Annotated in this window: 10 protein-coding genes; 8 read left to right on the top strand and 2 right to left on the bottom strand. The window is 67.3% G+C overall.

The window, feature by feature from the left end:
- The first annotated feature begins 5 nt into the window (after positions 1 to 5).
- The 7 genes from EZ313_RS21075 to EZ313_RS21045 all read left to right on the top strand — a co-directional run bounded on the left by EZ313_RS21075 (position 6) and on the right by EZ313_RS21045 (position 8,286).
- A complete protein-coding gene (locus tag EZ313_RS21075) occupies positions 6 to 1,172 on the top strand; it encodes a hybrid sensor histidine kinase/response regulator (RefSeq protein WP_135265265.1) in 1,167 nt (388 codons plus the stop codon).
- 93 nt (positions 1,173 to 1,265) lie between these two features.
- Positions 1,266 to 2,894, top strand: a complete 1,629-nt coding sequence (locus tag EZ313_RS21070) for a 3-(methylthio)propionyl-CoA ligase (RefSeq protein WP_135265264.1) — start codon at positions 1,266 to 1,268, stop codon at positions 2,892 to 2,894.
- A 169-nt stretch (positions 2,895 to 3,063) separates the two neighbouring features.
- Positions 3,064 to 4,380, top strand: a complete 1,317-nt coding sequence (locus tag EZ313_RS21065) for a branched-chain amino acid ABC transporter substrate-binding protein (protein ID WP_135265263.1) — start codon at positions 3,064 to 3,066, stop codon at positions 4,378 to 4,380.
- A 73-nt stretch (positions 4,381 to 4,453) separates the two neighbouring features.
- Positions 4,454 to 5,401 carry a branched-chain amino acid ABC transporter permease gene (locus tag EZ313_RS21060; protein ID WP_135265262.1) on the top strand — a complete coding sequence of 316 codons (948 nt, stop codon included), beginning with the start codon at positions 4,454 to 4,456 and terminating at the stop codon, positions 5,399 to 5,401.
- A gap of 71 nt (positions 5,402 to 5,472) precedes the next feature.
- Positions 5,473 to 6,810: a branched-chain amino acid ABC transporter permease gene (locus EZ313_RS21055; protein WP_135265353.1), complete on the top strand. Its 1,338-nt coding sequence runs from the start codon at positions 5,473 to 5,475 to the stop codon at positions 6,808 to 6,810.
- On the top strand, positions 6,807 to 7,589 hold the full coding sequence (locus EZ313_RS21050; protein ID WP_135265261.1) for an ABC transporter ATP-binding protein: 783 nt from the start codon (positions 6,807 to 6,809) through the stop codon (positions 7,587 to 7,589). Before EZ313_RS21055 ends, EZ313_RS21050 begins: the two co-directional genes overlap by 4 nt.
- A 1-nt stretch (position 7,590) precedes the next feature.
- Positions 7,591 to 8,286 (top strand): ABC transporter ATP-binding protein, encoded by a 696-nt coding sequence (locus EZ313_RS21045; protein WP_135265260.1) that lies wholly within the window; start codon positions 7,591 to 7,593, stop codon positions 8,284 to 8,286.
- Here EZ313_RS21045 and EZ313_RS21040 read toward each other — a convergent pair.
- Complete coding sequence (locus tag EZ313_RS21040) at positions 8,256 to 10,352, bottom strand: ATP-binding response regulator (RefSeq protein WP_135265259.1); 2,097 nt, start codon at positions 10,350 to 10,352, stop codon at positions 8,256 to 8,258. The two genes, EZ313_RS21045 and EZ313_RS21040, sit on opposite strands and share 31 nt — an antisense overlap.
- Positions 10,353 to 10,464: 112 nt before the next feature.
- On the bottom strand, positions 10,465 to 11,130 hold the full coding sequence (locus EZ313_RS21035; protein ID WP_135265258.1) for an N-acyl amino acid synthase FeeM domain-containing protein: 666 nt from the start codon (positions 11,128 to 11,130) through the stop codon (positions 10,465 to 10,467).
- 231 nt (positions 11,131 to 11,361) lie between these two features.
- Here EZ313_RS21035 and EZ313_RS21030 point away from each other — a divergent pair, with 231 nt between their 5' ends.
- Positions 11,362 to 13,464, top strand: a complete 2,103-nt coding sequence (locus EZ313_RS21030; RefSeq protein ID WP_135265257.1) for a 3-hydroxyacyl-CoA dehydrogenase NAD-binding domain-containing protein — start codon at positions 11,362 to 11,364, stop codon at positions 13,462 to 13,464.
- Positions 13,465 to 13,503: the final 39 nt, after the last annotated feature.

Below are 13,503 nucleotides of genomic sequence, written 5' to 3'. Positions count from 1 at the left end.
AGACCATGCCGAACGTTGCACGCGCCATCCTGTTCGTCGACGACGAGGCGCCCTCGCGCAAGTGGTTCGCGCGCTGCTTCGGCGGCGAATTCGACGTCGCCACCGCGGCCAGCGCCGACGACGCCCTGGCCATCCTCGCGGAGCGCGGCGATGAGTTCGCGGCGCTGGTGACCGACTACCGCATGCCGGAGCAGGACGGCATGAAGCTGCTGCGCCGGGTCCAGCGCGACCACCGGTACATCGTGCGCCTGCTGGCCACGGCCTATGCGGAGAAGGACGTCGCCATCGCGGCCGTCAACCAGGGCAAGGTGCTGCGCATCCTCGAAAAGCCCCTGGAAGACGAGCCCACGCGCGAGGCGTTGCGAGAGGCGCTCGCGCTGTACCGCGAGCAGGCGCTGGAGCGCGCCCTGAACGAGAGCCGCGCGGCGACGCTGCGAGAGACACTCGGCTTCCTGGCGCACGAGCTGAACACGCCGCTGACGACGGTGCGCGGTTGCGTGGGCACCGTCGCCGCCCGCGTGCGGCCGCCCGGAGCGCAATCGCGTCCCGGCGTCGTCGAATTCGAGGAGCACGAGCCCGGCGAGCTGCTGGCGGCGCTCGAACGCGCGGAGCGGCGCGCCCAGTACTGCCAGTCGCTGGTGGCGACTTTCCTGCAATCGGCGCGCGATGCCTACCCGGGCGCCGCGCCGCAAACCGTCAGCGCCTCGGCGCTGCTGGCCGCGCTGGACGAGTTCCCGTTCGAGGAGCAGGAGCGCCTCTGGGTCACTCGCCAGGTGGTGCGCGACTTCCGCCTGCCGGGCCGGCGCGACCTGCTGTACCTGGTGCTGTGCACCCTGACCAAGAACGCGCTGCAGGCGCTGCGCGGCCGCGACCAGCCCAGCCTGCGCGTCGAGGCCGGCTGCGAGGGCGGCGCAGACACTGCCCGCGGTTGGCTCCGGTTCACCGACAACGGACCCGGCATCCCGCCCGAAGTGCTGGCCCGGCTCACCCGGGAGCCGGTCACGACCCGCGCCGCCGGCGGCGGCAACGGCATGGGCCTGATGTTCTGCCAGCGCGTGATGCAGGCGGCCGGCGGCTCGGTGCGGATCGAGTCCACGCCGGGCGCGGGCACCACGGTGCTGCTGCAGTTCGAGCGGGCCGTGCAGCCGGTCGCAGCGCCCGCCGCGTCCTGAAACCCAGGGCTCCCTGCCACCGTCCCGCACGGGTTCGGTTGGACTTAGCATGTGCGCTTTCGAACACAAGAAAGCGCACAAGGAGACGCCACCATGCTGGGCCTGATGCAAAACCAACCCCTGTTGATCTCGTCGCTGATCGACTTCGCCGAGCGCCACCACGGCGACGGGGAGATCGTCTCGCGCCGCATCGAGGGCGACATCCACCGCTACACCTGGCGCGACGTCGGCGCACGCGCACGCCAGGTGGCGAACGCACTCGACGGGTTGAACCTGCTGTTCTCCGACCGCGTGGCCACGCTGGCCTGGAACGGCTACCGGCACCTGGAGCTGTACTTCGGCGTCTCGGGTTCGGGCCGCGTGCTGCACACCATCAATCCGCGCCTGCATCCCGACCAGATCGCCTGGATCGCCAACCATGCCGAGGACCAGGTGCTCTGCTTCGACGCCACCTTCCTGCCGCTGGTCCAGGCGATCCACGCCAGGTGCCCGACGATCCGCCAGTACGTGATGCTTTGCGACGCGGGCAAACTGCCCAGGGACAGTGGCGTGCCCAACCTGATCGGCTATGAAGACTGGATCGGCGGCAAGCCCACCGCCTACACCTGGCCGAGCTTCGACGAGAACTCCGCGTCGAGCATGTGCTACACGAGCGGAACGACCGGCAACCCCAAGGCCGCCCTCTACAGCCACCGCTCGACACTGCTGCACGCATATGCCGCGGCGCTGCCCGACGTGATGGGCATCTCGGCCCGCGATTCGGTGCTGCCGGTCGTGCCCATGTTCCACGTCAACGCCTGGGGCATCCCGTATTCGGCGGCGCTCACCGGCTGCAAGCTGGTGTTTCCGGGGCCGGCGCTGGACGGCAAGTCGGTGTACGAACTGATCGAGGCCGAGAAGGTGACGTACGCGGCAGGCGTGCCCACCGTCTGGCAGATGCTGCTCGGGCACCTGAAGCCGAACAACCTGCGCTTCTCGACCCTCAGGCGCACCGTCATCGGCGGCTCGGCCTGCCCGCCCGCGATGATCCACGCCTTCCGCGAGGAGTACGGCGTCGACGTGCTGCACGCATGGGGCATGACCGAGATGAGCCCGCTGGGCACCTTGTGCACGCTGAAGAACAAGCACCTGACGATGCCGCCCGAGGAGCAGATGAAGATCCGCCTCAAGCAGGGCCGGGCGATCTTCGGCGTGGACATGAAGATCGTGGGCGAGGACGGCAGCGAACTGCCCTGGGACGGCAAGACGTTCGGCGACCTGTACGTGAAGGGCCCGTGGATCGTGCGCGAGTACTTCAAGGGCGAAGGCGGCGATCCGCTGGTGGACGGCTGGTTCCCCACGGGCGACGTGGGCACCATCGATCCCGAGGGCTACCTGCAGATCACCGACCGCAGCAAAGACGTGATCAAGTCCGGCGGGGAGTGGATCAGTTCGATCGACATCGAGAACATCGCGATGTCCCATCCCGCGGTGCAGATGGCGGCCTGCGTCGGCATGCCGCATCCCAAGTGGGACGAGCGGCCGATCGTCGCGGTGGTGAAGAAGCCCGGCGCCGACATCACGCGCGAGGATCTGCTCGAGTTCTACGAGGGCAAGATCGCGAAGTGGCAGGTCCCCGACGACGTGGTGTTCGTCGAATCGATCCCGCTGGGCGCCACCGGCAAGATGCTCAAGACGCGCCTGCGCGAGACGCTCAAGGATTACAAGCTGCCCACGGCCTGAGTTCCTTCTGAGCGGGCAGGGTCTCGCAGCCGCTGCGCACGGTGGTGCTGCGCACACTGCATGTCGCTTGCGCGATAGCAGCGCACCAGCTTACGGGCATTCCCTGACCATTGCGCTGCACGATTACTTGTACCCTGCGCGCATTCGAGACCTACCCAGGAGACAGAAGATGAGTTCCGCGCGCAGACACGTCACGATCGCCGCCGTCCTAGCCCTGAGCGGCGCAGGGTTCGCCATCGCGCAGCAGGCGCCCGCCCGGCCGGCGGCAGCTCCGGCGGCGCAGGGCAACCAGGCCGCGGCTCCTTCCGGCGGCGGCGCGCTCAAGGGCCAGACCGTCCGCATCGCGTTCATGGACCCGCTCTCCGGCGCCTTCGCCAACGTCGGCCAGAACCAGCTGAAGAGCTGGCAGTTCGCCGCCGAGCAGCTGTCGGGCAAGACGCCCTCCGGCGTGAAGTTCGAGGTGGTCGGCTTCGACAACAAGGGCTCGCCGCAGGAAAGCCTCAACACGCTGAAGGCCGCCATCGACCAGGGCTTCCGCTACGTCACCCAGGGCAACGGCTCCGGCGCCGCCGCGGCCATCCTGGACGCCGTCTCCAAGCACAACGAGCGCAACCCCGGCAAGGAGATCGTGTATCTCAACTACGCCGCGGTCGACCCGGCCCTGACCAACGAGAAGTGCGACTACTGGCATTTCCGCCTGGACGCGGACACCTCCATGAAGATGGAAGCGCTGACCACCTTCATGAAGGACCAGCAGAACATCAAGAAGGTGTACCTGATCAACCAGAACTACGCCCACGGCCACCAGGTCAACAAGTACTTCAAGGACGCGATGAAGCGCAAGCGTCCGGACGTGCAGATCGTCGGCGAGGAGCTCCATCCGCTGGGCCAGGTCAAGGACTTCGCCCCGTACGTCGCCAAGATCAAGCAGGCCGGCGCCGACACCGTCGTCACCGGCAACTGGGGGCAGGACCTGACGCTGCTGGTCAAGGCCATGAACGATGCGGGCCTGAAGGTGCCGATGTACACCTACTACGCCGGCGTCACCGGCACGCCGACCGCGCTCGCCGCCGGCGGTGACAGCGAGGTGTACGTGGTGGCGTACGGCCACTCCAACCAGAAGGGCGACATCGGCCAGATGGCCGCCGAGTTCAAGAAGAAGTTCAACGACGACTACTACACCTTCGCCACCTACAACGGCATCCAGCTGCTGGGCGCGGCCTTCGCCAAGGCTGGCAGCACGGACCCGATCCGGGTGGCCAAGGCGCTGGAAGGGCTGACGGTCAAGAGCTTCGCGGGCGACGTGCAGATGCGCGCGGCCGACCACCAGCTGCAGCAGTCGATGTTCATCACCAAGTGGCAGAAGGCCAAGCAGGGCGAGTACAACGTGGAGAACACGGGCTACACCTTCGTGCCCATCAAGCAGATGGACCCGTACGTGTCCAGCACGCCCACCAGCTGCCAGATGAAGCGTCCGGCGGGCTGAACGCCGGCCTCCCGACGAAGCCGGGTTCCGCCAGCGGTCCCGGCTTTTTTGTGCCCGCACCTGTCGAGGGTCCATGGAGTTCTTCACGATCTCTCTGCTGAACGGCATCAGCTACGGGCTGCTGCTGTTCATGCTGAGTTCCGGCCTGACGCTGATCTTCAGCATGATGGGCGTGCTCAATTTCGCCCACGCCAGCTTCTACATGCTGGGCGCGTACTTCGCGTTCACGACGTCGCAACTGGTCGGCTACTGGCCTGCACTGGTCGTCGCACCGCTGCTCGTCGCACTGATCGGTGCGCTGTTCGAGAAGTACTGCCTGCGACGCGTGCACAAGTTCGGCCACGTGCCGGAACTGCTCATCACCTTCGGGTTGTCGTTCATCATCCTCGAGATGGTCCAGCTGGTCTGGGGCACGAGTTCGGCGGACTACCGCGTCCCCCAGGCCCTCGGCGGGCCGCTGTTCACCCTGTACGGGACGCAGTTCCCGATGTACCGCGGCTTCATGATGCTGGTGGCGGTGCTGATGCTCATCGCCATCTGGCTGCTGCTGACGCGCACACGCATCGGCCTGGTCATCCAGGCGGCGCTCACGCATCCGGAGACGGTGGAGGCGCTCGGCCACAACGTGCCGCGGGTGTTCATGCTGGTTTTCGGCGGCGGCGCCGCGCTCGCAGGGCTGGCCGGGGTGATCGGCGGCAACGCGTTCGTCACGGAGCCGGGCATGGCGGCCACGGTCGGATCGGTGATCTTCGTGGTGGTCGTGGTGGGCGGCATGGGCTCGCTGACCGGCGCCTTCGTCGCGTCGCTGCTGATCGGCGTGATCCAGACCTTCGCGGTCGGTGTCGACGCCTCGATCATGGGCGCGCTCAATGCAGTCGGCGCCCCGATCACGTCCGACACCTTCGGCTATCCGCTGTGGAGGCTCAAGATCAGCCAGATCGCCCCGATCCTGCCGTACTTGTTTCTCGTGCTGATGCTGATCTTCCGGCCCAAGGGCCTGCTCGGCACGCGGGAGGGATGACGTCCATGAGCACACTCACCGACACCCAGTCGCCCGAGGCGCGCCAGGAAAACTCGCGCATGGGCGTGCCGATGCCGGTGCCCGGCGCCACATCGGCGCCGATTCCGGCGAGCGCACCCGCGGCGGGCTACTACGAATTCAAGCCGTTCAACATCGGCCGCTGGATCGTCTGGAGCCTCTTCGCGGTGGTCCTGTTCGTCGCGCCCCTGCTGTTCACGAGTTCGCTGTCGCAAACGATGCTCAGCCAGATGGGCATCGCCATCATCGTCTGCCTCTCGTACAACATGCTGCTGGGGCAGGGCGGCATGCTCAGCTTCGGCCACGCCGTGTACTCGGGCATGGGCTCCTTCCTGGCCATCCACACGTTGAACATGGTCGGTAAGGGCCTGCCGATTCCCGTGAGCCTGATCCCCATCGTGGGCGGCCTCGCCGGCATGCTGTTCGCGGTGCTGTTCGGCTGGGTGACGACCAAGAAGGCCGCCACGCCGTTCGCGATGATCACGCTCGGCGTCGGTGAACTGGTGTGGGCCTCGTCCCTGATGTTCCCGGAGTTCTTCGGCGGCGAGGGCGGCATCTCCAGCAACCGCGTGACCGGCCCCAAGCCCCTGGGCATCACCTTCGGTCCGCAGATCCAGCTTTACTACCTGATCGCGGTCTATACCTTCGTCTGCACGGCCCTGATGTTCGCTTTCACGCGGACCCCGCTGGGCCGCATGCTCAACGCCGTGAGAGACAACCCCGAGCGCGTGGAGTTCGTCGGCTACGACACACGCAAGGTGCGCTACATCGCCTTCATCATCGCGGCCTTCTTTGCCGGCATCTCCGGCGGCCTGGCGGCCCTCAACTTCGAGATCGTCACCTCCGAGGTGGTGAGCGGCCCGCGATCCGGCGCCTACCTGCTGTTCACGTTCCTCGGCGGCGCCACCTTCTTCTTCGGCCCCATCATCGGCGCCGTGCTGATGGTGCTCGCCTTCGTGCTGCTGTCCGAGCTCACCAAGGCCTGGCTGCTGTACCTGGGGCTGGTGTTCCTCTTCATGGTGATGTACGCGCCCGGCGGCATCGCCAGCCTGGTCATGATGAACCTGCGCGTGGCGGCCTTCGGGCGGTTGCGCGAGCTGTGGGTCAGCTACCTGGCCCTCGGCGCCACCGCGCTCATCGTGCTGCTCGGCGCGGCCGGCATGATCGAGATGGTCTACCACCTCAAGCTCAATCCCGCGCTCGGGCCCGAGCTCAAGTTCCTGGGCGCGCCGCTGAATGCGCACGGCGTCAACAGCTGGTTCGGCTGCGCGTTCGTGATGCTCACCGGCATCGGCCTGTTCGAGCTCACTCGCCGCCACTTCGTGCACCAGTGGGGCGAGATCCAGGAGTACATCGAAAAAGAGGTCAAGCGGCGGGAGGCGCTGGCATGAGCGACTCGTCGTCCTTCGCGCTGGAGTTGCGCGACCTGCGCAAGAGCTTCGGCAAGACCGAGATCATCCGCGGCGCCAACCTGGCCGTGCGGCCCGGCGAACGCGTGGCGGTCATCGGCCCCAATGGCGCGGGCAAGTCCACGCTGTTCAACCTCATCAGCGGCCGCTTCGAGCCCACCAGCGGCGAGGTGCTGCTGAACGGAAAGCGCATCGACGGCAAGAAGCCGTTCGAGATCAACCGCCTGGGCCTCTCGCGCAGCTTCCAGATCACCAACATCTTCCCCAAGCTCAGTGTCTTCGAGAACCTGCGCTGCGGCGTGCTGTGGAGCCTGGGCTACCGCTACACCTTCCTGAAGTTCCTGGCCGACCTGGACGACGCCAACGACCGCGCCGAGGAACTGATGAAGATGATCCGCCTGGAGAGGAAGCGCGACGTGCTGGCCGTGAACCTCACGTACGCCGAGCAGCGCGCGCTGGAGATCGGCGTCACCATCGGCGGCGGCGCCGGCGTGATCCTGCTGGACGAGCCCACCGCCGGCATGAGCAAAAGCGAGACGCGCCGCTTCATCGAGCTGATCAAGGAAGTCACGGTGGGCAAGACGCTGCTGACGGTGGAGCACGACATGGGCGTGGTGTTCGGCCTGGCCGACAAGATCGCGGTGGTGGTCTACGGCGAGGTCATCGCCTTCGACTCGCCCGAGAAGGTTCGTGCGAACCAGCGCGTGCAGGAGGCCTATCTGGGCTCCCATGTAGCGGATGCCCAGGTTGGGGCGCATTGAGATGCTGAAGGTCGAAAACCTCCACGCCTTCTACGGCAAGAGCCACGTGCTTCACGGCGTGCATTTCGACGTGCAGCCAGGCGAGATCGTGGCGCTGCTGGGCCGCAACGGCTCGGGGCGCTCCACCACGGCCAAGGCCATCATGGGCATGGTCGACTGCACGGGCACCGTGGACTGGAAGGGGCAGCAAGCGCTCGGCCGCAAGCCCTACGAGATCGCGCACCTGGGCATCGGCTACGTGCCGGAGAACCGCGACATCTTCCCCAAGCTCACGGTGCACCAGAACCTGATGCTGGGCCAGAAGCGCGCCAACCAGAAGGCGCGCTGGTCGTTCGACGACATGTACGAGATGTTCCCGCGCCTGAAGGAACGCCAGCACACGGAGGCCGGCGTGCTTTCGGGCGGCGAGCAGCAGATGCTGACGCTGTGCCGCACGCTCATGGGCGACCCCGACCTGATCATCATCGACGAGCCGACTGAGGGCCTCGCGCCCAAGATCGTGGAACTGGTGGCCGAGTACCTGAAGAAACTCAAGGATCGCGGCGTGTCGGTGCTGCTCATAGAGCAGAAGCTGACCATCGCGATGGCCATTTCCGACCGCGCCCTGGTCATGGGGCACGGCAGCATCGTGTTCCAGGGGACGCCCGAAAGCCTCCGGGCCGACGCCTACACGCGCAAGGAGTGGCTGGAGGTCTGAGCGGCCGCAGCAGGCGCCACGCCGTACTGCCGCAGCATGGCTTCTTCGGTCGACGCGAGCAGCGCCCGGGCTTCGTCGATCCAGCCGGTGTCCTGCGGCGCGCGGCCTTCCAGCAGGTCGCTGTAACGAGCGCGCAGCATCAGATGGAGCGCCTGTGCGCCGGCTTCGCCGCTCAGCCCCACCAGCGTGTGCAGCGCGGTCTTCACGCCCTCGGCATCAGCGGAAGCAGCACACGCCTGCAGCTCCTGGATCAGGCGGCGCATGCCGGTCAGCGATTCGGGCACCAGTTCGTCCAGCAGCCCCATCCGGCGGAAGTCGTCGATGCGACCCGCGTCCAGCAGCGCCGCGGGCGAGTCCGGGGGCACGGGCGACGACGTCAGTTCGCCGGCCAGGGGCGCGAGAACGCGCGAGAGCGTGCGCCCCAGCGCAGCCGCGTCCACCGGCTTTGCCAGCACGGCCTGCAGGCCCGCTGCCGAGGCCGTCTCCTGCACGGCGGGTGAATCGTTGGCCGTGACGGCCACGACCGGCACGCGGCCCGCTCGGCCGGGCAGGGCGCGCATCGCCCGGGTGGTCTGCAGTCCGTCGAGCCCCGGCATGTTCACGTCCATCAGGATCGCATCCGGGACGGTGCCACCGCGCAGCAGGTCCAGCACTTGCTGGCCATGCTCGGCCTCGATCACGTGCAGGTCCAAGGTAAGGCACAGGGCGCGCAGGATGGAACGGTTCAGGGCCTGGTCGTCGACGACGAGCAGGGTCTTGCCGGTCAGGACGGCCTGCGGCCCCGTGCTCGCGCGCGCGGCGGCGCTGGCGTCCATTGGCGGAAAGGTCAGCGTGAACTCGGTGAACGATCCGAGCTCTGTCCGGCAGCCGATCTCGCCGCCCATCGCGCGCATGGCGCGGCGGCAGAACGTCAGGCCGAGCCCTGTCCCTTCTGCCTTGCCCGCAGTCTCGAACTCGTCGAAAAGGCGCGGCAGCAAGGCGGGGGCGATGCCCGGGCCCGTGTCGCGCACGACGATGCGCGGCGTGGGGTCGGCGGCCACCGTGATCGTGACGGCCATCACGGGGTGCAGGGGAACGTAGTAGAGCGCGTTCTTCAGCAGGTTGAAGAGCACGAGTTCCAGCGCCGTCGGGTCGCCGCGGAAGACAAAGTCCCCGCGGTCTTCCACGAGGACGCGCGCGCGCTGGCCCTCGTCCTGGTAGGCATAGGCCTGCACAGCCTGCTGCACACAAGCGAGGGCGCGGACGGGCTGGACGCGGCCGGGTTCCAGCGGCGCGGGCTGCAACTGCTGCAGCGTGAGGTCGATGGCCTGCAGGCCGCGGCTGACCGCATCCCGGCCTTGCTGGACGGTGGCGAGCACCACCCGCAGCTGTTCAGGAGCCAATCGCGTCCCGCTCGCCGACTGCGACTGCGTCAGCGCGCCGGCGATGTTGTCCAGCGCATGGCGGACCTGGGCGAGCGGACTGCGCATCTCGTGGGCCACCGAACCTGCGAGCCCGGAGTAGACGCGACGCATGCGCTGCAGCTCGACCCGTTTCTGGCCTTGGTGCGAAAGCGCCCCGCCGACCACTAGCAGCACCGAGCCCGCTGCGGCGAACACGAAGTCCCGCGGGATGTGAGCGGCCGGCTCCGTGAGCCACAGGGCCAGCATGGCGAGCAGGTAGCCGCCCACCAGCATGACGATGGTGTTGCGCCAGTCGGCCAGCAGGATGATCAGCACCGCCCCGATCACCATGTTCACGACGTAGGGCGTGCCGCCCAGGTTCTTCAGCATGCTGAAGGACAGCAGGAAGGACAGGCAGTAGAACACCACGCCATACGAGTAGCCGATGTAGTACGGCGCCAAGGTGGCAGGCCACCAGCGTCGCACGGCCAGACCCAGGCAGAGCACCGCGGCCACGGCCCGGAACGGCAGGTCGTCCCAGCCCGGCGAGCCGGTTGCGAGCCGGATCGCATAGAACAGCGGGAAGGCAATGCAGCCCACGACACCGATCCACTGGAGCAGCGGCCGGTCCATGTCGTGGTGCTCGCGGTAGCGGTCGAGCAGCCTGCGCAGGTACGACTTCATGCGGAGTTCCTGGCGCGAAGGGGAAGGCTGCCGACGCGGCGCCCGCTGCCGCCGGAGCGGCCCCGCGGCCTGCCCATCCTCCCTCGCTTTGTCTTTGTTCTTGCGGCAGAGCTCACTGTAGCAGGTGAGCCTCTTCGTACGACGCAACGGTGCGGGCACGAACCGGGATCGACACTTTCAGGGCCTTCGCCACTTCGGCGACCGTGCCATGGATCAGCGCGCAGTGCTTGCCGCCCTTGCTGCGGACGGCGTGCGTGCCGAAGCCGAAGCGGCGGTACAGCCGCGTCATCGCCGTGAGGCAGGACGCGTGCATGTGGTCCACCTTCACCAGCTGCAGCAATTCGACCAGAGCCATCGACATGCATCGAGGCAGCAGGTCGGCCCGGCGGTGTTCCGGGGCCATGACCAGGCGCCCCACCTCCCAGCTGGTCGAGCCGAGGATGGCCGGCTGCGTGATCAGGTCGGGCCAGAAGCGCTCGGTGAGCGTCACGCCGTGCCCTGTGGGAATGAAACGGATCGTGGCGATCACCTCGTCGTCGAGGCTGATCGCCATCACGATGCCCAGCGCATCCTTCACCGACTCAAAGGCCGCGAGCCCGGGATCGAGTTCGTACTCGGAACGGAAATCGGCGTGCTGGCGCAGGTGCGCAATCTCCATCCGCTCCTCGGGCGTGTGCAGCACGCGAATGCTCAGCTGCGCCGCGGCCGGCCTCGGCGGCTCGAGCGGGATGACCTGCTGGCGCGCTGCGACGGTGGAGACGGTCTGGATGGCCTGCATTGAAATTCCCTCCTCGATAGTGATTGATTTGTCTTGCGCAACTGCGGTAGAGCTGCTACCGCCGAGCCAGGTCGCAAGGATGACACGATTGCGGCTCCTGCGGGGCAAAATCGTGAAGGCTCGCAGGGCCCCGAGCGGTTGTCCCTGCCGTGACAAGCCTCTCGCCGGGCCCCATCCGCCCCCCTAGAATCGAATCGAACGATCGTTCTTTTCTTATCCGAAGGAAGCTTCATGACCGCTGAATACAAGGTGCATGGCGACGTCGCCGTCATCACGCTGAACAACCCGCCGGTCAACGGGCTGGGCCTGGCCACCCGGCAGGGCATCACCGCCGGCCTGGAGAAGGCGCAGGCCGATGCGGCCGTGAAAGCCATCGTCATCACCGGCGCCGGCAAGGCGTTCTCGGGCGGCGCGGACATCCGGGAGTTCGGGTCGCCCAAGGCGATCGCCGAACCCAACCTGCTGTCGGTGATCCTGGCGGTCGAGAACTCAACAAAGCCGGTCGTGGCCGCGGTGCATTCGATCGCCATGGGCGGCGGGCTGGAGCTCTCGCTGGGCTGCCACTACCGCATCGCCGCGCCCGACTGCAACGTGGCGCTGCCCGAGGTGAAGCTGGGCCTGATCCCCGGCGCCGGCGGCACGATGCGCCTGCCGCGGGTGATGGGCGTGGAGACGGCGCTCAACATGATCGTCTCGGGCGAGGCCGTCAAGAGCGAGCTCCTGTTCGCCCAGCCGGGCCAGAAGCTGTTCGACCGCCTGGCCAAGTCGGCCGACTCGCTGCTGGACGAGGCCCTGGCCTTCGCCCGCGAAGTGGCCGGCAAGCGCCCGCTGCCGCGCGTGCGAGACCTGCCTTGCAAGCACCCGATGGGCGACGCGTACTTCCAGTTCGCGCGCAACATGGTCAAGGGCATGGCCAAGAACTTCCCGGCGCCCGTCAAGTGCGTCGACGCCGTCGAAGCGGCGACCAAGAAGAAGTTCGACGAGGGCATGCTGGCCGAACGCGAGACGTTCATGAACCTGATGCTCACGCCCGAGAGCCGCGCCCTGCGGCACATCTTCATGGCCGAGCGCGCCGCCTCGAAGATCCCCGACGTCCCCGAGGACACGCCCAAGCGCGAGATCAGGAAGGTGGCGGTCATCGGCGCGGGCACCATGGGGGGCGGCATCTCGATGAACTTCCTCAACGCCGGCATCCCGGTGACCATCCTCGAGATGAAGCAGGAAGCGCTGGACCGCGGCACCGCCACCATGCGCAAGAACTACGAGGCCCAGGTCAAGAAGGGCAAGCTCAAACAGGACAAGTACGACCAGCGCATGTCCCTGCTGTCCACCACGCTCAAGTACGAGGACCTGAAGGACGCGGACCTGGTGATCGAGGCGGTGTTCGAGGACATGGGCGTCAAGCAGACGGTCTTCGAGACGCTGGACAAGGTGATGAAGCCCGGCGCGATCCTGGCCAGCAACACCTCCACGCTGGACGTCAACAAGATCGCCTCGTTCACCAAGCGGCCCCAGGACGTGGTCGGCATGCACTTCTTCAGCCCGGCCAACGTGATGAAGCTGCTGGAGGTGGTGCGCGGCGAGAAGACGGCCAAGGACGTGCTCGCCACCGTGATGGCCATCGCCAAGAAGATCAAGAAGACCGCCGTGGTCTCCGGCGTCTGCGACGGCTTCATCGGCAACCGCATGATCGAGCAGTACAGCCGCCAGGCCGGCTTCCTGCTGGACGAAGGCGCCACGCCGCAGCAGGTGGACAGGGCGATCGAGAAGTTCGGTTTCGCCATGGGCCCCTTCCGCATGGGCGACCTGGCCGGCAACGACATCGGCTGGGCGATCCGCAAGCGTCGGGCGCAGGAGCGGCCGGACATGAAGTACAGCAGGACCGCCGACAAGCTGTGCGAGCTCGGGCGCTTCGGCCAGAAGACCGGTGCCGGCTGGTACGACTACCAGCAAGGCAAGCGCGACGCCATCCCGTCCAGGCTGGTCGAGGACATGGTGGCGGCGCACCGCAAGGAGCAGGGCATCGAGCCGCGCAAGATCTCCGACGACGAGATCGTGCAGCGCCTGGTGTTCTCGCTGGTCAACGAAGGCGCGCACATCCTGGAGGAGGGCATCGCGTCCAAGGCCAGCGACATCGACATGGTCTACCTCACGGGTTACGGCTTCCCGGTGCACCGCGGCGGCCCGATGCTGTACGCCGACCAGGTGGGCCTGTTCAACGTGATGCAGGCCATGAAGCGCTTCCAGCAGAACCCGCGCGACGACGCGAAGTTCTGGGAGCCGGCGCCGCTGATCAGGAAGCTGGTCGCCGAAGGCAAGGGGTTCAACGGCTGATGCCGTCTGCGGGCCGCGCCATGCGGCCCGCTTCCCTCC

It is taken from the genome of Ramlibacter henchirensis (assembly GCF_004682015.1).
In the GTDB taxonomy this organism is placed as follows: Bacteria; Pseudomonadota; Gammaproteobacteria; order Burkholderiales; family Burkholderiaceae_C; genus Ramlibacter; species Ramlibacter henchirensis.
This window is presented reverse-complemented; position numbering and strand designations above follow the sequence as displayed.

What these genes read in the sequence shown, in the direction of transcription:
- EZ313_RS21065 (WP_135265263.1), top strand. Translation starts at nt 3,064, where the DNA reads ATGAGTTCCGCGCGCAGACACGTCACGATCGCCGCCGTCCTAGCCCTG.
- EZ313_RS21050 (WP_135265261.1), top strand. Translation starts at nt 6,807, where the DNA reads ATGAGCGACTCGTCGTCCTTCGCGCTGGAGTTGCGCGACCTGCGCAAG.
- EZ313_RS21075 (WP_135265265.1), top strand. Translation starts at nt 6, where the DNA reads ATGCCGAACGTTGCACGCGCCATCCTGTTCGTCGACGACGAGGCGCCC.
- EZ313_RS21060 (WP_135265262.1), top strand. Translation starts at nt 4,454, where the DNA reads ATGGAGTTCTTCACGATCTCTCTGCTGAACGGCATCAGCTACGGGCTG.
- EZ313_RS21070 (WP_135265264.1), top strand. Translation starts at nt 1,266, where the DNA reads ATGCTGGGCCTGATGCAAAACCAACCCCTGTTGATCTCGTCGCTGATC.
- EZ313_RS21030 (WP_135265257.1), top strand. Translation starts at nt 11,362, where the DNA reads ATGACCGCTGAATACAAGGTGCATGGCGACGTCGCCGTCATCACGCTG.
- EZ313_RS21040 (WP_135265259.1), bottom strand. Translation starts at nt 10,352, where the DNA reads ATGAAGTCGTACCTGCGCAGGCTGCTCGACCGCTACCGCGAGCACCAC.
- EZ313_RS21035 (WP_135265258.1), bottom strand. Translation starts at nt 11,130, where the DNA reads ATGCAGGCCATCCAGACCGTCTCCACCGTCGCAGCGCGCCAGCAGGTC.
- EZ313_RS21045 (WP_135265260.1), top strand. Translation starts at nt 7,591, where the DNA reads ATGCTGAAGGTCGAAAACCTCCACGCCTTCTACGGCAAGAGCCACGTG.
- EZ313_RS21055 (WP_135265353.1), top strand. Translation starts at nt 5,473, where the DNA reads ATGCCGGTGCCCGGCGCCACATCGGCGCCGATTCCGGCGAGCGCACCC.